The following is a 19,460-nucleotide window of genomic DNA, read 5'->3' as shown; positions in this document are numbered from 1 at the left end:
GCTTTTTTTGCAGCCAAAAAGTGCTAAGAAAACAGTTGTTGAGAAACCTTCACAGAACCTAATATCTCAATTTATATTTTTATCAAGCTGCCTGATTTTTTTTAGAAAAGTTAGGGTTTTAGGAGACCTAAAGGCAATTTAAAATAATACGAGGCACGAAGCGTAGCAATGCTTACACTACCAGACCAAAAAGAGTATATAATAGACTATCTTAAACTATTAATTTTCTGATGAGTTTATAGTTAGCGACCTTTATCAGATTTTAAATTTTGTTCCAATTTTTTGTTTGGTATAGTTTGTACAAGCGTTATTTTTGGCTCATTTCCAGTTCCGGCTGTATTAATACTAACTTCAATAGAGCGATCTTTTAATCTGTGCTCAAGATTATTCACATGTTCGCTACCAACCATAAATATGACATTTTTACCTTGTTGTACCGCTTTTTCAATTTTTTCGGCCATGTAAGCTTCTCTATTTCGATCTTGCTCGTTAATTCCGCTAACTGCTTTACTCTTAGCCATATCTATGCCTTCCACTTTAATAGAGTGTTTTTTAGCAATATTTAGTAAAAGGGCATCTTGGTAAATGGGTGAGTCTAAAATAGCTTGGTTAATAGGAATTTTGTCTTGATGAATTTCATTATATTTGATGATATTGGCTAAAAGTCTTACATCTGCCATACCTAAATTATGGCCTTCTTCTTTGCGTTCTAAATAAATAATAGTTGAGAAATCAATTTTATTTTCATTGATAAGTTGCATAATTTTTTCAGTATTAGTTTGATGATCTTTAAGATGATTATCTTCTGTGATGAGTACTACTTTTCCTTGCCCTTGCCCAATAAATTTTACCTTACCTGTGTTAGAATTTTGATCATCAATATTAGCAAATAATGCTAATTCGTGTAATTTAGCTTGTTGTTTTATGGTAAGGTTTTGTTGTAAATGATCTTGAAGATTAAATTCCTTGTCAAATACTGTGCTTTTCTCAGCATATTTTAAATTGAGATTACTAAATTCTTTATTATATTTAACATCAGAAGTACCCTTTGTAGAGCTAGTTGTTTGACTCTTCTTAGAAGTACCTATAATAGGTTCAACTAGCTTTAGCGAAAGCTCGCCAGTATCTTTAAACATAAGGTCTTGAAATTTTGCCCATTTTTCTTCTCTATTTTGGATTTCTTGTTCTGATAATGATAATAATTTTTCAAAATGGTTTCGCCGAATATTGGTAATAGATTGCTTATATTCTTCAGGTTGTTGACCGAAAAGAGATTTTAAAGACTTAGGCAAAAGTAATGCCGGTATTTCAATTGACTTATAAGTACATCCTTCTTTAGTAACATTAGGGGCCTTATTTTGAGCATTTAAAATAATGTCAAGCTGGCCTGGATTCATATTGGAGATATTTTCCATTAATTCGGTACATATAGGACCACAAGATACCAAGCCTTTTGCATCTTGCTGAAGTTTAGTAGAGGTTACGTAAATTTCTACATCAATTTTTTGTTGGAGCTTAGCAAGGGTTTCATAAAAATCTTTATGTACAGTCTCACCAGTCGGATTAACTACTAAAAGTTTGGATGTTCCTCCTCCAGCTGGCTTAATCAATAAGCCATAAATAAAATGATTTTGGCCAGCACCTGGCTCTTTGGCGATAAAAGAGATAGCGCTTAAATCTTTTTTTTCTTCTGCAATCATATTATTTAAGATACGAATATGATCCAATTGCACTTCAAATCCCTTTACAGGATTTAAATCATCAAAAAATACGTATTTTATAATACCAGAATCAGTGATTGGGTTATTTAAATCTTTTATAGTGTTAGGTGAATACCAGCTATCATATTCTAACTGAGTTAATTTTTTTTCATCAGGAGTAATAAACCTTGTAGCTGCTGAATTAAGAGTACTATCTACTTCGTTTACCATTAATGGTTTTTCTTCACTGATATGTTGTTTTTCTTTGGAAATAGATTTTTTTTCTGTAGCTGTTAAACCTTCTTCAATCATGAGGTCAGGGCTATGAGTAGGCTTAAAATCCTTATTTTCGATAGGAGAAAATGGTATTTCAAACTTGTTACTTTCTAATAGTTCTTTTGTTAATAGTTCTTCCACAATAGCTAAAGTACGAGGATTTATTTTATTACCTTCTTCTTTTACGAACACATCAAACAAGCTCAAACCTTTAATTCCAGGCACGTCTGTAAGTTTAAACTCTTTTTCATGGTTGTAAATAAATTGTAGCATCATCCCTTCTTCGACTTTTTCTTCAAGAAAGAACTTAAATTTATTTAAAATAGGGTTTTCTATAATACCTTCCCAAGCTGCCTTAACAATATGTAAATCTTTGGAGTTAGCGCCACATGTAGCCTCCATAAATATTTCAGCATTTTTCTCGCGTATCCCTTGTATAAATTGATTATATTGTTCAGCATCTTTTGTTATCCTAAAAGGTTTGTCAGGGTTATCATTCAGAGCATGTAAATTAACCAAAGCTAATACACCGTTATCTGCTTCTTTGACTAAAGAACTGTAATAGCTAGAATTGTGGCAATTAGTATCAAAAATTTCTTGAACAGTAATACCAAAATCTTTCAAAGGAGCTTCCCCAGATGGATCGGTATAATAAGCCTTAAAAGCATCTTTATCACGTTGAATACAAAAACTTATCCATTTATCAGGAGTGGCTTGATAAATGCCCATTATTTTATCTTTTTTTGAGAGGTCAAATTTAAGTAATTCTTCTCTAATATTATTTTTGTCAACTACACCTATAAAATTTTGTGGACCTACCAACATAGAACCTATGGCATTCAAATCTGATTTTTGATACCTATATTGCGGATTATTAGCCTGGTTAAAAGCATTTTTTCTGCCAGCCATCATAGCTGAAAACTCAGTATCTATATCTCTCATTGGGGAGCGTCCTAACTCCTCTTGACTATTGTCTTCACTCCAACCTGGTGAATGATAATACTGATCAACATGTTTATCGTTTGTGCCACCTTTATTACTATTTAAATTTTTAACTAACGTTTGTACACCTTTTTGTTTCTGTAACTTATGCCAGAATTTAAAATCAGTGTATACAAATACCTCATTTCCTTTTTCTACTAAACTTGGTGCCTCTTTAATATCTTGAAATCCAGCATCTTTTAGCGTTTTATTTTCATAATATAAGTAATATCCAACGTTACCGCTCTGTAAACTATCAAATGCAATAGGAGGAAAACTATCTTCATCATATAGAAAAATTGGAGCTTTGCAGGCAAATTTTAGATTATGTGCTCCTTGGGTTTGGACTGTATCTTGATATTGTTTATCAGTAATTGCAGTTTCATTTTCAATAGTTTTAATTATAGGGCCTTTATAAGTATTACATTCTTTAATGATATTGGCACAATCAGAACAACAGAGTTTTGAAATGCCTATGTAAATTGGTTTGTTAGTATTTTGTAATATTCTGGTAAATACTAGATAATCAATCATTTTTACTTCAGCATGCACTGCTTTATCTTTATCGATTTTACGGCCAGGAGAAATAATAGCATAACCTGGATTGCTTTTGTCGTGCATTAGAGAAAAGCTCTGATAAGTAATTTCTTCAAATTCTCCTGTATCAACTTTTCCTTTAAAGTCATTTTTAAAAGCTACAGTTATTGGATGGTCTTTATTTTCTTCAATAAAATTCTCTACTCTTACAAAACTACGTGCTAAATTATCTAATATTTCATAGCTTAAGGCTACAGAAGGACGGCTGGATCTTGGGTGTTGTCGAATTGTTTGGTCATAATCTTTACCTCTCCAAACTCCTCTATTATTTAATACATCTTCAGCAATATCATCAATTACTTCATTATCTAAATTACCTAGATATCCAGCATTTTCACCTCTTATTCTTGCTAAAGCCACTCTTTTGAAAAGCTTCATTCTTTCTTCTTTTAAACTTTCTTTATCCTCGGTATTAGCTGCTTTCTTATAATAATCCATTACATCTTTAATAATGCGTAATTTCTCTGTATCTCCAGTGTTGGAGTTAATGTCGTTATCTCTAATTAAAATTTTATCATTCTGAAAACATACAGCCGTACATCCTAAGGTAGTTATTTCAAGAAGCTTGGCTAAATTATTTAATACAGAATGCTCTGATGCTGTAATATAAGATTGTGATTTGATTTTTTTGAGCGATGGTTGCTTTGATTGAGAATGTGGGCGTGATCTTTTCATATTTATAATATGTTAAGTTCTTTACATATCTTATATATTATATTATTATCAAATATTTGAATAGAAGATTTTAAACTTTTAAAGTAACAAATTTGTAATAATTGTATGGATATTAATGAGCAAGGTAAGAAAGCCAATAATAACCCCTTAAAGCATGTTAGGTGGGATGAATCAACTACTGGTTTTGGTGAATCTAGTAATTCTTTTAATGTTAATACAAAGCGTCAGAAAGAATCTTTTTATCCAGGTGAAATTGTAACTAAACTAAATAATTTGTTTACTAAGAAAGATTATAAAATTGCTAACTATTATATATTAAAACATGGTAATGATAATAAAGAACAAATTCTTTCCGCAGAGAATTATGCTTTATTTAAAAGGGCAGCCCTACGTTCAGATTTTAGCACTTTACAATTCATTTATTCTAAAGTTGGAGATGAACTTACTAGAAAAATGATAAAAGATGATGAATATGCAGCACTTGAAAATTTTTTAACCAAAGAGTGCTCATCGAAAAGTGAGAAAGAAGATCAAAATAATAGAATTAATATATTTAAGTTTTTTATTCAGATAGGTGGTGAAGAAATAAAAGATAACATTGAAAAAAAATTAAATAACTTTAAAATTTCTGAAGATACTAAAAATTATTTACAAAAAGATTTTAAAGAAGCGTGCGCTGGTTTAGAAAAAGAAGCTGCAATCTCCTCATCTTCTTCAGGTAATTTTGTTGATAAATATAAGAAAAACCGTTCATCATCTCCATCTTTAGTGGAATCATCTCGACAATCTAGTAATAACTCTATAATAAGATAAAATTGTTAAAATAGATGATATCTCTTAACAATAACAATTTTCTAAAATTATAATAAAAAACTTAAATTAAGCCCTTCTATCCAAAACTTCTGCAATTTCGTACATTATATTCTGTCTTTGGTAGGGTTTTTTGATGTAGGTGACAATGCCCCTATTGTGAACTATGAAAATACTCTGCCTGAATATACAAGTCTAGTTTTTAATCTAGATAAAAAATGTATAAAATATGAATCACAGAGTTTAAACATTTGATAATACTATTTTACCAAAATGCTTATTTAACTGCATAAAATTATGTGCTTAACTAACAACTTCAATTTTGCCCCACTTTTTGATACAGACCCTTAACTGGATTTGAAATAACGATCTTTAAGTTATAATCTTTACTCAATTTCAAAAATATTTTATTAAAAATTCAACAATTTAATGGGTTTTTAATAAAATACTCATCTTAAAAGTATACCCTAAGTATACCCAGCTTAAATTAATCTTATATAACTGGTCGGAACGGCGGGATTTGAACCCACGACCCCCAGTCTGATGCGCTACCAGGCTGCGCTACGCTCCGATATAAAACCTAAGTTCCATATACCTAAGTATTAATTATTTTTATATAATATTTCAACTATTTTATCTACAATATATTGTAAATGTTCCTTTTTTATAATAAAAGGAGGCATTATATATATAATATTCTCCAAGGGACGTATTAATACACCCGCCTTAATAAAAGATGCCCGTAACATAGCAACATCAATAAAATTTGGTACAAATTCTATTACACCGATTGCCCCCTTTACCCTAACATCTACAACATTTGGCAGAGTTTTAAATGATCCTAATATCTCTTTAAGCCAATTTTCTATATTGAGAATAGCATTATCTGGGTATTTCTCCTGTTCAAAAAGATCAAGAGAAGCATTAGCAGCACTACAAGCTAAGGGATTAGCCATATATGTTGGCCCATGGTAAAATAATTTTTTTGGATCATTATCATAAAAAGCTTCAAATACCTCATTCGTACTAACTGTCGCAGCAAGCGGCATAAATCCCCCTGTGATAGCTTTACCTATACAAATAATGTCTGGAGTAATACCAGCTTCCTGACATGCAAACATTTGTCCAGTACGCCCAAAACCGGTAGCTACTTCATCGGCTATAAATATAATGTTATACTTCTTGATTATATTATATATATTACGTAAAACTTGAGGAGAATGAAATTTCATACCTCCTGCACATTGAACAAGAGGCTCAATTATTACTGCCGCTATATCTTTCTTAGATGCTATAAATTCTTCTAATAAAATCAAATCATGCTCAGTAGTAGGGATAGATCTTATATATTGTTTTGGAGTGTAATTGGTTAACATATTGGAAGATGATATAGACATTGTGCCCATAGTATCACCATGATATCCATTATCAAAACTTAAAATTTTATTTTTATTTATACCTTGATTATAATAAAATTGTACCGCCATTTTCATAGCTACTTCCACAGCTACAGAACCAGAATCAGAATAAAATACCTTTTTGAGGCCTTCTGGCAATATACTAGTCAGGCGTTTTGCAAGCTTAAAAGCTGGTTCATGCGCAAGCCCAGCAAATATAACATGAGAAAAATGCTCCATTTGCTCTATAATAGCTTGCTTAATATAAGGGTGATTATGTCCATGACACATAACCCACCACGAAGAAATGGCATCTATTAGCTTTTTACCATTTTCCAAGTGAATATACACTCCTTCTGCATGAGAAACTATAGAAGGCATAGAAGCTGTTTTCATCTGGCAATAAGGATACCAAACATGCTGCAGCCCATCATCAAACCACTGAGATTTTTGCATAACACATTTCTTAATATATCTATTTTTATAAAATCTTAAGTAAGTTTTCTACATTTAAAATTAATAACTATATAAAATCATCGAAAAACACCATATAGAAATTTTGACATATTACAAGCCTTTAGTAATACAATTTTTATCTATTCTTTTTAAAAAATTTACAACTACATCTTATCCTGCTTTAATTGTCTATTAATATAATTTTGCATTATAAGTAAATCTTCTTCTTTTAAACTAGATTCATCTAGGGGCATGATATTTTCACTATCTCTTTTCTGGATAGCAGAAAGTTTTATTGCTACAGAGGACAATTTTTCTATTGATATTATAAAGCTTTTATCTATTTGAACTGGTTTAGAATTATTATGCTCTTCATTTATTTGATCAATAATTTTTGTCACTATCTGATGTAATTTATTTATATTATTATCTATTGTTACTTCCATAAATCCCCTCATTATATAAAGAAAATAATACTAATTTAAAAATATTGTAACATATTATTTAGTCCTTATGGAAGTACCTAAGTAATATAGTCAGCGAAGTTGGAATGGTCACGTTATCGTTCGTACCCTACCTAGCATTTAGTCAGCTTCTGGTCCTCACTCCTAGTGTGATTCTCAACTTCCCTAACTATACTTAATGATAAAACTAAAATTTCAATTCTTGACAACGCTTTATGTCTTGTACATTCACTTTGCATATGTTATATCACATATAAAGCTACTAAATGATAGAATTTTAAGTAAAGGGTTCGCTTTGACTAATAATAAAATAAGTTTTTGGCATCCAGCCTCATTAGTTTCAACGTTTTTTGGTATAGGTAATATACCCATTATGCCTGGTACTTTTGGATCCTTAGCTGCTTATTTTGTACTATTATGCAAAATATTTATAATATATTCCTTAGGGACTAGAGTTTCTTCTATTGGTATTCTTTTTTCTATTTTAGCAATAGGATGGTTTATATTATTAATAATTGGCACTTATTCTGCTCATTTCTATGCTAAATACACTAATAAATCAGATCCTAAAGAAGTAGTAATTGATGAAGTTATAGGACAACTTTTAACATTGTATATAACATTGCCAATTAGTATACATGCTTTGCCTAATAATAATTATACTTCATCTGAAACGATCCAGTATATTGTAGCATTCATTTTAATTGGTCCATTTATACTATTCAGATTGTTTGATATAATAAAACCTTGGCCTATAAGATGGTTTGACCAAAACGTAAAAGGTGGTATTGGAATTATATTGGATGATATTATAGCGGCTGTAATGGCTGGTATGACATTTAATGGTTTACTGCTAATATTAATAGATAAAAAAATTATATAATAGAATTATAAATAAAATATATTACATTTTTAATATAAAATTAATTAATTTTATATTAAAGTGTATTGTATAAGACTGTTAACAGTCTTATCGTGTTACACAAAAAATAGGTTAGTAATAATTATGAAATTGATAGCGGAAAAAATTACTGGTAAATTGGGCACTATACATTTTGTAGGTATAGGCGGTATTGGAATGAGCGGTATAGCCGAAATTTTACAAAATCTTGGCTATACAGTTCAAGGCTCAGACTTAGTTGATAATTCTAATACTAAGCGCTTATTTTTAAAAGGCATTAAAATTTTTATTGGTCATACTGAAGAGAATATAAACGAAGTAGATGTGGTAGTAAAATCTTCTGCTGTTACTGACTCTAACCCTGAAATTATAGCTGCCAGAAATAAATCAATTCCGGTAATAAAAAGATCTGAAATGTTAGCTGAGTTAATGAGATTAAAAATTTCTATTGCTATTGCGGGAGCACATGGTAAAACTACAACTACTTCTTTAGTAGCAGCGATTTTTGAAGCAGCCGATCTTAGTCCAACTGTGATTAATGGTGGAATTATAAATGCTTATGGTACGAATGCTTATCTCGGGAAAGGTGATTTTTTAATCGCAGAGGCTGATGAATCAGATGCAACTTTTATAAAAATTCCTTCAACAATAGGTGTTATTACCAATATCGATAAAGAGCATTTAGATTTTTATGGCACTTTTGCGGCTGTTAAGCAAGCCTTTTTAAGTTTTATTGAAAATATTCCCTTCTATGGCTTTATGGTCTTGTGTAAGGATAATACCGAAACTGCTGAGTTAGCTGATAAAATCTTAGACCGTAAAATTTTAACATATGGTATGGAATCTAATAATTTGGATGTGCGCGCAGTTAATGTCAGAAATGAGATTAATGGTTCTGAATATGATGTAATTTTATCACCTAAATTTTATGGCACTGAAACTATTATCAAGGATATATTTTTACCTGTCGCAGGTATACATAATGTTATAAATTCATTAGCTGCAATTGCTATAGCAGCAAAACTTAAATTTAATATAGACACTATTAAAAATGGCTTTAGGAATTTTGGTGGAGTTAAAAGACGTTTTACTAAAGTTGGGGAAGTAAATAATATTACCATTGTTGATGACTATGCGCATCACCCTAAAGAGATTATTGCTACCTTAAAAACCGCTAAACATATAGCTAATAAAATTCAAGGTAAAGTTATAGCTGTTTTTCAACCACATCGTTATAGTAGATTAAGAGATTTATTTTCAGAGTTTGTAAATTGTTTTACTTATGCAGAAACATTAATTATTACTGATATATATTCTGCTGGAGAGAATCCAATTATTGGCATTAGTAAAGAAGCTTTGGCTGCTTCAATTAAGGAATCTGATTATCCTGGAGAAGTTCTCATATTAGATTCAGAAAAAAATTTAGCACAATTAATTTATTCCAAGGCTAATCCACATGATTTAGTTATTTGCCTTGGAGCTGGCAGTATAACAAATTGGGCTGCAGAACTACCAAAAGAACTTGAATTATTATATAAAAATAACGTTGCTTTAAATGCTGTCAGTTGATGCTAACAATGAAAAAACGTATTATAGTTGGTATTACTGGAGCTTCTGGCATAATTTATGGAATTTCTTTATTAAATATTCTTAAAGAAGTTTCAGATATTGAAACGCACTTAATTATTTCAAATGCCGCTAAATTAACTATGCAGTATGAAACTGACCTTAATTTAAATGAAATAAAGGATTTAGCTGATAAATGCTATAATTATAATGATATTGCTGCACCTATTGCTAGCGGATCATATAAAACTTTAGGAATGATTATTGTCCCTTGTTCTGTTAAAACTTTTTCAGAAATTGCAACTGGCGTAACTAATAGTTTACTAACACGCGCAGCTGATGTGATATTAAAAGAAAGGCGTAAATTAATATTAATGGTACGAGAAACGCCTTTACATTCTGGTCACCTGGAAACTTTACTTAAATTAAGTCAATTAGGAGCCATAATTGTACCACCTGTGCCTGCTTTTTATAATAATCCTAAAACTTTAGAAGAGTTAGTAGATTATTCTATAATACGTGCTTTGGACCTATTTGACTTAAATATACCTTCCCCAAGACGTTGGAAATCAGAAGAATAAATTAATAAACTAAGCATTTAACACGTTATTGTTTGATATTCAATTTTTCAATTTCCTGATATAATTTTACTGCAATATCTTGTTTTTTATACGTTTTAAGATGTATAAGATTAAATTTATCATTTGCTGGCATTCTTCCTTTTGTGTTTGCTCCAACTAATTTTTCATGTAATGGTCTCACCCATTTTATATTTGGATTAGAAGGTTTATATATACGCCATTGATAGCAGGGATAATCGCTTCTACCAAATTCATCTAAAGAAGGATCATTTTTGTTAAATTCAGAAAAAACATTGATTCTAAAAACTTTTAATAAATCGTATTTTGGATTTTTTGCTAAAAACCATTTTAAATTAAGCATTAAATCATAACTAATATATTCATCTGCATCTAGCTGAAAAATATACCCATCTTTTTTAGCATAACGAGTCAAATTATTTTTAAAATTAGCAAAATTTTTATCTAAGCTAAAATATATCTTTTCAAACTGAGAGTTAGAAAGTTTCATGCTATGTTTACGAATTACATCCTCTACTTTTTGATTAGTGTTACTAGAATCAATTTGTATTAAAATCTTATCTTCATCATCAATATTTGGAACTAATTGTTTAAGCCAATCTATCAAGATACTCAGACTCATAACTTACAGTAATTGCATAAGTAATAGGCATGGAAAAGGCAGTATAGGGCTGTATAACAAAAAATAAAATAAAAGCCCTAAAAAAAAGTTTCATATACTACCAAATTAAGTTAAAAAATTCCTGTTTTTATAGTAATTAAATCAAAATGCGCATTAGTTGGCATTTCAATAATAGTTGAAGAACCTATCATTCCTTTATCACTATATTTTATTTCTAAATTTTCTAAGTTTATTATTTTACTTTGATAGTTAGGATATTTTTCTTTTCCCAACGGATCTAAAATAATCTGATACTTATCATCAATGTTTTTCATAGAATAGGTTCTTATAGGAACCTTAATCAAATCAGCTTTGGGATTTTCTGAAATAAACCACTTCAAATTTAGCATTAAATCATAACTTAAATACTCATTATCATTCAATAAAAATAAAAAACCTTGTTTATCAGCATTATTAATTAAATTATTTTTTATACTAGGTAAATCCTTTACATTTTTCAAAGAAATCATTTTAAAATTATTATTAGGTATTCTATTTCTATACTTTTCAATCACTTTTTCAATAGATTCAATGCCGCTCTTTTCATTGACTTGAACTAAAATTTTATCTTCTAATTCTAGATTGGAAGATAATTGTTTTAATATTCTTTCTAAATCCTCTGCTTCATTGCTAACAATAATTCCATAAGTAATTGGTACAGCAGCATATAATGTTGTATAAGCTTGAGTAATATATACAGCAAAAATTACTAATATAAATAATGCTCTTTTAATTATATTCTACATAAAATCAGTCCTAAAATAATATGATTCTTTTGTTACTAATATATCTTATTTTTTTTTAATGCAAGTTTAAAATAATTTAGGTAATACTCTTTTATTATATATTTTTCATTTTATATAATATTTCCAATGCTTCTTTAGGGGTCAAATCATTGATATCAATAGTAGATAAGAAACTTTCTAGTTCGCTGTTTGGAGATTTATGTTGCATAAATAATGGCATTTTATCATGTAATTCAACTATGTTAGTATTATCATTTGCACTTTCAAGTAATTTTAGTATCTGTTCTGCTCGCATAATAACTAGGTTTGGTACTCCAGCTAGTTTTGCTACATATATTCCATAAGATCTACTCGCATTACCTTCTATAACTTCGTGCAAAAAAATAATCTTTTCTTGCCATTCTTTTACTTTCATTGAATAACATTTTAACGAGGATAAACTATCTACCAATTTTGTTAATTCATGATAATGGGTAGCAAATAAAGTACGGCATTTAAATTTATTATGTATGTATTCAAGACAGCTCCAAGCTATCGCTAATCCGTCATAGGTAGAGGTACCTCTACCTATTTCATCTAGTATAACTAAGGATCTAGGCGTAGCCTGGTTTAGAATAGTAGCAGTTTCAACCATTTCAACCATAAAAGTTGATTTACCAGTTGCTAAATCATCAGAAGCCCCTACTCTACTAAATATCCTATCTATCACACCAATATGCGCAAATTCAGCTGGTACAAATGAACCTATATGAGCCAAAATAGCAATTATTGCGTTTTGTCTTAAAAAAGTACTTTTACCAGCCATATTGGGGCCTGTTAACAACCATACACGTTGTTTTTCGTTTAAGTCGCAATTATTGGGCACAAAATTATTTACTGCTATATTATTCTTCAAATTTGCTTCAACAACTGGATGCCTACCGGCAATAACTTTAAATTCATAACTTTCATCAATAATAGGCCTTACATAATTAAGACTTTTAGCCAGATAAGCAAATGAAGTCATAATGTCAAGTACTGCCAGTGCATGCGATAAGCTTGCTAATTTATAAGAATGTTTACCTATTAATTCAACTAATGCATTAAAAATCTCTAATTCAAGCCGAAGCACTTGATCTTGCGCTGTAAATAATTTTGTTTCTAATTCTTTTAATTCTTCCGTAATATAGCGTACCCCAGTTGTTAAAGTTTGTTTATGAATAAACTTTTCTGCTGTTATTTTGCTTGATTGCTGTGGGCTTACTTCAATATAGTATCCTATAATATTATTATGTTCTATTTTTAAATTTCCTATACCAGTTTCACTCCTGTAGGTTTCTTTTAGCTCATTAAGATAATATTCACGCGTAGATTGCATTTCCTGTAATTCATCAATGGTTGCATTATACCCCATTTTGACAAAACCACCTTCCCTCACTAAATAAGGTACTTCATCATTAAGTGCTTCTCGTAATTCATTGATTAAAACTTCAAAACCACATAAATCATTAGATAAGCTATGCAAAGAAACTGGTAACGTTTCCTTATAATGAATTAATAAATCTGCAATAGCAAAAGATTGAATTAATCCTTCTCTAATAGTAACTAAATCCCTAGGACCACCTCTATTTAATAATAATCTTGATGATGCTCTTTCTATATCACCTACTTTTCCAAGAATATCCCGAATGTTATTACATAATAGATCATTAAATACAAAAAATTCTACTATTTCCAGACGAGAAGTTATGGTCTTTGCATTACGGAGCGGAAAAGATAAATATTGATAAAGCAAACGACTACCTATAGTTGTCTTAGTTTTATCTATTACATCAATTACGCTACCATTTTTTTGTCCTGATAAAGTGATCGTCAGTTCTAAATTACGCCTGGTAGCTGCATCAATTACCATAAATTGCTCAGATGATAATTTCTTCGGAATTGATAATTTAGGAACGTTAGATTTTTGCGTAATAGTAATATATTCAACTATAGCTCCACAAGCAGATATTTCTGCAGATGATAGATAATTAAAGCTATCTAAAGTCAGTATATTATAAAAATTCTTTAATTTTAATTCACATTTAGAATATTCAAAAAAACTTTGAACATATGAGGTTATAACTACCTTCCATTCCTGTAAAATAAGTTTAATTTCAGGAATAGACATAAATTTTTCAGAAATTAATAATTCCTTTGGATTAATTCTAGCAAGATCAGAATGCAAGCTCTCTAAATTAGTTACACAGCTACTAAATTCGCCAGTAGAGATATCGATCCAAGCAAGCGCTAATTGATTATCAATTTTTGTTAAAGATGCTAAATAATTAGATATTGTGCTATCTAAAAGATTTTCTTCGAGTATAGTTCCTGGTGTTATAATACGTATAACTTCCCGTTTAACTATTGCTTTATAACCCCTTTTTTTAGCTTGTTCTGGTGTTTCCAGCTGTTCACATATAGCAACTTTAAATCCTGCTTTAATTAGTTTATGTAAATAGAAATCACAAGCATGAAAAGGTACACCGCACATAGGAATATCATAATCCTCATGTTTACCTCTTTTAGTAAGAGCTATATCAAGCACAGAGGCAGCAGTGATTGCGTCATCAAAAAACAATTCATAAAAATCACCCATACGATAAAATAATAAACAATCTTGATGAGCTTCTTTAATACTCATATATTGTTGCATCATAGGAGTAACAGCAGATGTTTTCATATAGTCTTACATTTTTAACATTAAAAATAGATATCAGTTAATTTGTCCAGAATATTACTATAGTGTTGGTATAAAAATAGACTATACACCCTATCATCGTCCCAAATTTATGTAAAGAAAAAAGTCTAATAGTACTTGCAACTATCCAGAGAAAATACGCTCAATATTATTACATTAATATTTTTTTTATTTACTATTATAAAAAAATAGTAAATAAATATATATACTTGTTATATTAATAAAATATAAAAATCCCAGGACATATATGGTAAATCAAAATTTTTCTATGATAAATCCTCAGCATACTCAGAGATTGCTTGATGCAGCAAGTAATGGTCAATTATGGTCACTAAAACTATTGATAGAAGAAATACCAGATGCAGCAGTAAGAAAACAGATGATTCATGCTGCTCATGATGAGGCTTTTAGACTTGCAGCAAGGAATGGTCATAGAGAAGTACTACAACTATTGCTGGAACTCACACCCAATGCCGCAGACAGAGAGAGAATGATTCATGAGTATAATGATGATGCTTTTAGACTTGCAGCAAAAAATGGTCATATAAAAATCTTAGAATTATTACTTAAATCAACCCCAAATCAAGTAAAACAGAAAGAAATGATTGGTGCAAAAAATGAGGAAATATTTAAAAATGTAATTAATAAACCTATTATACAATTTCTACTTAGTTTAGTACCTGAGAAATGGGCAATGATAAAAGAGCATAAGAATTTATACTATTACTCAGGTAAGATTCTAGAAAATAGTATAGAGCTTATTCAAAAGTTTATGAATGTGAGTATTGAATTTCCTACTATGGCGATTAACACTCTATGCAGTATGCAAGTATTTGCTCAAAAGATTCATAATTTGATACTTAGTAGTAAAACAATTATAATGCTATTCCCTGAGCCAGCAATGAATAGTATTTTACACCTACTTGATGATACTAAAGATGGGTTATTAGACTATGATAGAAGATGTGTATTAAAAGCTATGACCATAATATCAAACAATAACGAATCCAAACTTGAAGTAGGTTTTGTAGATAAAATCTTGAGAGAAAAATTCCCTGAAAAGAAAAAGCCCTCCTATCCCTCAATTGAGTAATATAGTATAGTTTTGTCAGTTGGAGGATGGTAGATAGGAATGATGCACAAAGCGTAGAAATGCTATTATAGGCAACGAACAACAAAGTAATATTTAAATTGCCACAGCTATAACCGCCTCCGCAAATTCAAATCAATTTACTATAGTATATAAGTTCTCCCGTAACGACGCTCTACTTGCATATTAAAAAATTATTTTGTAATTTGCGTTAATATCTTATTAAGCGAATTTTTATCTATACTATAGTAAATTAAGTTGATAAAGACATGATATATGATATATTAAAAAGCTCATAAACCCAAAACAGTAGAAGCAATGGCATATTCCTTAGATTTACGTAAAAAAGTAATTCACTATGTTAATAAAGGTTATACCAGAGAAGAAGCTGCAAGAATTTTTGGCATAGGTGAAAGAACAATTTATAGATGGTTATCGAGATCGAAATCCGGGAATTTAGCAGCCACACGAGCAGCTAAGCCATGGAAGAAGCTTGATCCAATCAAATTATTAAACGAGGTGTCTAAAAACAGCAATTGGCTATTATCTGATTTTGCAAAGGTTTTTAATGTGTCTACAGCTGCTATCTGTTTGGCATTCAAGACTTTGGGGATCACACGAAAAAAAAGACCACACTCTATCGTGAACGGGATGAAGCAAAACGGCAATTATTTTTGGCAGCTATCGCAAACTATAAAGCGGAAGATATAGTTTATATTGATGAGAGTGGAATTGATAGCTATTTGTACTATTCTTGGGGATACAGTCTCAGAGGAAGTAAAGTTTATGGTGATATCTCAGGTAAAAAACATGATTGAGAAAGCTTTATTGCAGGTAAGGTTGGGAAGAAAATTATTGCGCCAATGTGTTTCAAGGGCACATGTAATACAGAAGTTTTTAACGAGTGGGTTAGTCAGTGTTTGGTGCCCGAACTAAGATTTGGTCAAGTTGTAATACTTGATAATGCAACGTTCCATAAGTCAGCTAGAACTAGGAATTTAATAGAAGATATAGGCTGTAAACTTTTATTCTTACCACCTTACTCTCCTGATCTCAACCCAATTGAAAAATATTGGGCTCATTTAAAAGCTAAAATCAAACCTATCATTACTAATTTTAATAACCTTAGCGATGCTATTGATTATGGCTTCTCTATGCCATTCTCAACTTAATTGACTATAATAAATAACATAGAGTTTCTAAAGTGTTAACAAACATTATAACCTTTTAATTTTATGTGATACAAATATATGTTATATATTATATTTTTATTTATTTTACAAAGAATAAAATATAATTTTCTTATTAAAAATCTTTAATATTTAGCAGTAAAAGTTATCTATAGTTTTTATAAATTTAAATTTACGAATTATAGTAAATTGATTTGAATTTGCGGAGGCGGTTATAGCTGTGGCAATTTAAATATTACTTTGTTGTCCGTTGTCTACAATAGTATTTCTACGCTTCGTGCCTCGTATTGTTTTAAATTGCTTTTGCTATAGCTCAAAGCTCTCCTACTATTAGTGGTCAACGGTGTTAAAGTATAATTTTAAAAAAAGTTTAATCACATAATAGCGGCAATTAGAAAATGCGACACTAAATAAAAAGTAAAAATTTGTAATTTCTCAGAGACTAAGGATTTTCTTGGTTGCGGGGGCCAGATTCGAACTGACGACCTTCAGGTTATGAGCCTGACGAGCTACCGGGCTGCTCCACCCCGCGGTAATAGCGAGTTACTATGTTTACTATACTAGATTATAAAAGGCAACTAGTTTTTTAAGAAAAATTACCTTTTTTCAATAGGAACAAAATCACGTTGTTTAGGGCCTATATATAATTGGCGTGGTCTACCGATTCTATATTCAGGATCTTCAATCATTTCTTTCCATTGAGCTACCCAGCCGACAGTTCGTGCTATAGCAAATAATACCGTAAACATTTGTGGTGGAATTTTCATAGCACGATAAATAATACCAGAGTAAAAATCTACATTAGGATAAAGCTTGCGTTCAATAAAATATTCATCGTTTAAAGCAATATGCTCTAACTCCATAGCTATTTCTAACATAGGATCATCAGACATACCAAGAGCACTTAAGACTTCTTGACATGTGGTTCTAAGTACTGTTGCTCGTGGATCATAATTTTTGTAAACCCGATGTCCAAAGCCCATAAGCCTAAATGGATCATTTTTATCTTTAGCTTTTTCAATATATTGATTAATTCGATCCGGAGATTGTATTTCTGCAAGCATATTAATTACTGCTTCATTAGCGCCACCATGGGCTGGGCCCCAGAGTGATGCTATACCAGCTCCTATGCAGGCAAAAGGATTAGCTCCAGAAGATCCAGCTAATCTTACTGTAGAAGTGGAGGCATTTTGTTCATGATCGGCATGTAATATAAAAATTTTATCTATTGCCTTAGATAATACAGGATTAATTTTATATTCTTCACTTGGGACAGAAAACATCATATGTAAAAAATTTGAAGCATAATCAAGCTCATTTTTGGGATAAACAAATGGTTGACCTATCGAATATTTATAAGCCATAGCGGCGAGTGTAGGCATTTTTGCAATCATTCTATAAGCTGCAAGCTCTCTTTGTGCATTATCGCTAATATCTAAACTATCATGGTAGAATGCAGATAAAGAGGCAACAGCGCCCACCATGATAGCCATAGGATGTGAGTTTCTTTGAAATCCTCTAAGTAAAAATTGTAATTGTTCATGTACAAGAGTATGATGTTTTATTTTATTACAAAAATTAACTTTCTCTTGGTTGTTAGGCAGTTCTCCATTAAGTAATAAATAAGCTACTTCCATAAAATCGCTTTTTTCAGCTAATTGTGGAGTAGGGTATCCTCTATACATCAAAATACCTTTTTCACCATCTATATAAGTCATATGTGAAGAGCAAGAGGCTGTGGACATAAATCCAGGATCATAAGTAAACATCCCTGATTGACTATATAATTTTGTAACATCTATTACATCAGGATGTTCGCTACCTTGTATAATTGGTAATTCAATTTCCTTACTATCGATAACTAATTTTACTTTTACTGGTTTATCAGAGACCATATTTTGCTCCTATAAAATTCCTACATAACTTCAATGATCTATAAATATATTTAATTTTTCATTAAATCATAAATATTATATAATATTGTATTAAACTTCACGTGTATATGATATAAATAATATATAACTAAAGATTGAGGAGTTTTCTATGGAAAAATATAGTTATCACCTAAGAATTTTGCATTGGATTATGGCGATTTTAGTAATTATTATGTTTTTTTTAGGTATAGCTATGACCAAGATGAGTGATCAAAACACTTTGAAGCCATTTTTTTATCTACTCCATGAATCTATAGGTGTTACATTTTTGATTCTGATATTGCTTCGATTAAGCATAAGAACTTTTACTAATGTACCTGTATTGCCCAATGAAGTTTCTACTATATTAAAAAAATTATCTTTGTGTACACACTATATATTATACTTATTTATGATCATTATACCGGTAGCAGGGTTTTTAGGATCAATGTTCTATGGATACCCAGTAGCGTTTTTTAATACAGAAATACCGCTATTTGTAGTACGTAATGAAAATTATGGTACATTTCTCATGAAAATACATCATACATTTCCTTATATATTTGCTCTCTTTATTTTTTTACATATAGCTGCTTTTATTAAACACCAATTTTACGACAAAATAGAAATTCTTGCCCGCATTTCTTGGAAAAAATAATAATTTATTAATAATTATTGCCATCATTTATAAATATTAATTCAAATTAATTAATCTTGAT

General features: G+C 30.3%; 15 protein-coding genes and 1 tRNA gene. 8 read left to right on the top strand and 8 right to left on the bottom strand.

Going from position 1 to position 19,460, the window contains the following annotated elements; all coding sequences use genetic code 11:
* Window positions 1-242 precede the first annotated feature (242 nt).
* Window positions 243-4,229, bottom strand: coding sequence for a hypothetical protein (locus NOVO_00230; GenBank protein ID AIL64458.1), 3,987 nt, complete (start codon window positions 4,227-4,229; stop codon window positions 243-245).
* Window positions 4,230-4,334: 105 nt separating this feature from the next.
* On the opposite strand from NOVO_00230, the gene NOVO_00225 reads away from it, so the two are divergent.
* Window positions 4,335-5,042, top strand: coding sequence for a hypothetical protein (locus NOVO_00225; protein ID AIL64457.1), 708 nt, complete (start codon window positions 4,335-4,337; stop codon window positions 5,040-5,042).
* Between the two features lie 599 nt (window positions 5,043-5,641).
* On the opposite strand, the gene bioA is transcribed toward NOVO_00225, so the two are convergent.
* The gene (gene bioA, locus NOVO_00220) at window positions 5,642-6,892 is read right to left on the bottom strand and encodes an Adenosylmethionine-8-amino-7-oxononanoate aminotransferase (GenBank protein ID AIL64456.1); all 1,251 of its coding nucleotides are present in this window, start codon (window positions 6,890-6,892) and stop codon (window positions 5,642-5,644) included.
* A 164-nt stretch (window positions 6,893-7,056) separates the two neighbouring features.
* Window positions 7,057-7,338, bottom strand: a complete 282-nt coding sequence (locus NOVO_00215; protein ID AIL64455.1) for a hypothetical protein — start codon at window positions 7,336-7,338, stop codon at window positions 7,057-7,059.
* 313 nt (window positions 7,339-7,651) lie between these two features.
* Here NOVO_00215 and pgpA point away from each other — a divergent pair, with 313 nt between their 5' ends.
* From pgpA to bsdB, 3 genes are all read left to right on the top strand, one after another.
* Window positions 7,652-8,239 carry a Phosphatidylglycerophosphatase A gene (gene pgpA, locus NOVO_00210; protein ID AIL64454.1) on the top strand — a complete coding sequence of 196 codons (588 nt, stop codon included), beginning with the start codon at window positions 7,652-7,654 and terminating at the stop codon, window positions 8,237-8,239.
* A 123-nt stretch (window positions 8,240-8,362) separates the two neighbouring features.
* On the top strand, window positions 8,363-9,826 hold the full coding sequence (gene murC / locus NOVO_00205; GenBank protein AIL64453.1) for a UDP-N-acetylmuramate--L-alanine ligase: 1,464 nt from the start codon (window positions 8,363-8,365) through the stop codon (window positions 9,824-9,826).
* On the top strand, window positions 9,826-10,404 hold the full coding sequence (gene bsdB, locus NOVO_00200; GenBank protein AIL64452.1) for a Phenolic acid decarboxylase subunit B: 579 nt from the start codon (window positions 9,826-9,828) through the stop codon (window positions 10,402-10,404). Before murC ends, bsdB begins: the two co-directional genes overlap by 1 nt.
* A gap of 25 nt (window positions 10,405-10,429) precedes the next feature.
* Here bsdB and NOVO_00195 read toward each other — a convergent pair whose 3' ends face one another.
* The 3 genes from NOVO_00195 to mutS form a co-directional block, all read right to left on the bottom strand.
* Window positions 10,430-11,044 (bottom strand): hypothetical protein, encoded by a 615-nt coding sequence (locus tag NOVO_00195; GenBank protein AIL64451.1) that lies wholly within the window; start codon window positions 11,042-11,044, stop codon window positions 10,430-10,432.
* A 110-nt stretch (window positions 11,045-11,154) separates the two neighbouring features.
* Entirely contained in the window at window positions 11,155-11,598 is a 444-nt protein-coding gene (locus NOVO_00190) for a hypothetical protein (protein ID AIL64450.1), read from the bottom strand.
* Window positions 11,599-11,923: 325 nt separating this feature from the next.
* A complete protein-coding gene (mutS, locus tag NOVO_00185) occupies window positions 11,924-14,530 on the bottom strand; it encodes a DNA mismatch repair protein mutS (GenBank protein ID AIL64449.1) in 2,607 nt (868 codons plus the stop codon).
* A 265-nt stretch (window positions 14,531-14,795) separates the two neighbouring features.
* Here mutS and NOVO_00180 point away from each other — a divergent pair, with 265 nt between their 5' ends.
* From NOVO_00180 to NOVO_00170, 3 genes are all read left to right on the top strand, one after another.
* Window positions 14,796-15,641, top strand: coding sequence for an Ankyrin repeat protein (locus NOVO_00180; GenBank protein AIL64448.1), 846 nt, complete (start codon window positions 14,796-14,798; stop codon window positions 15,639-15,641).
* Between the two features lie 315 nt (window positions 15,642-15,956).
* Window positions 15,957-16,349 (top strand): Transposase, encoded by a 393-nt coding sequence (locus NOVO_00175; protein AIL64447.1) that lies wholly within the window; start codon window positions 15,957-15,959, stop codon window positions 16,347-16,349.
* A 152-nt stretch (window positions 16,350-16,501) separates the two neighbouring features.
* Window positions 16,502-16,810 carry a hypothetical protein gene (locus NOVO_00170; protein AIL64446.1) on the top strand — a complete coding sequence of 103 codons (309 nt, stop codon included), beginning with the start codon at window positions 16,502-16,504 and terminating at the stop codon, window positions 16,808-16,810.
* A 473-nt stretch (window positions 16,811-17,283) separates the two neighbouring features.
* On the opposite strand, the gene NOVO_00165 is transcribed toward NOVO_00170, so the two are convergent.
* Window positions 17,284-17,360, bottom strand: a tRNA-Met gene (locus tag NOVO_00165).
* 64 nt (window positions 17,361-17,424) lie between these two features.
* A complete protein-coding gene (gene aarA / locus NOVO_00160; GenBank protein AIL64445.1) occupies window positions 17,425-18,723 on the bottom strand; it encodes a Citrate synthase in 1,299 nt (432 codons plus the stop codon).
* A gap of 148 nt (window positions 18,724-18,871) precedes the next feature.
* Between aarA and yceJ the strand changes: the two genes are divergently transcribed.
* Window positions 18,872-19,399, top strand: a complete 528-nt coding sequence (gene yceJ / locus NOVO_00155; protein ID AIL64444.1) for a Cytochrome b561 — start codon at window positions 18,872-18,874, stop codon at window positions 19,397-19,399.
* Window positions 19,400-19,460: the final 61 nt, after the last annotated feature.

This window comes from Rickettsiales bacterium Ac37b, from assembly GCA_000746585.2.
Taxonomy (GTDB): Bacteria; Pseudomonadota; Alphaproteobacteria; order Rickettsiales; family Arcanibacteraceae; genus Ac37b.
This window is presented reverse-complemented; position numbering and strand designations above follow the sequence as displayed.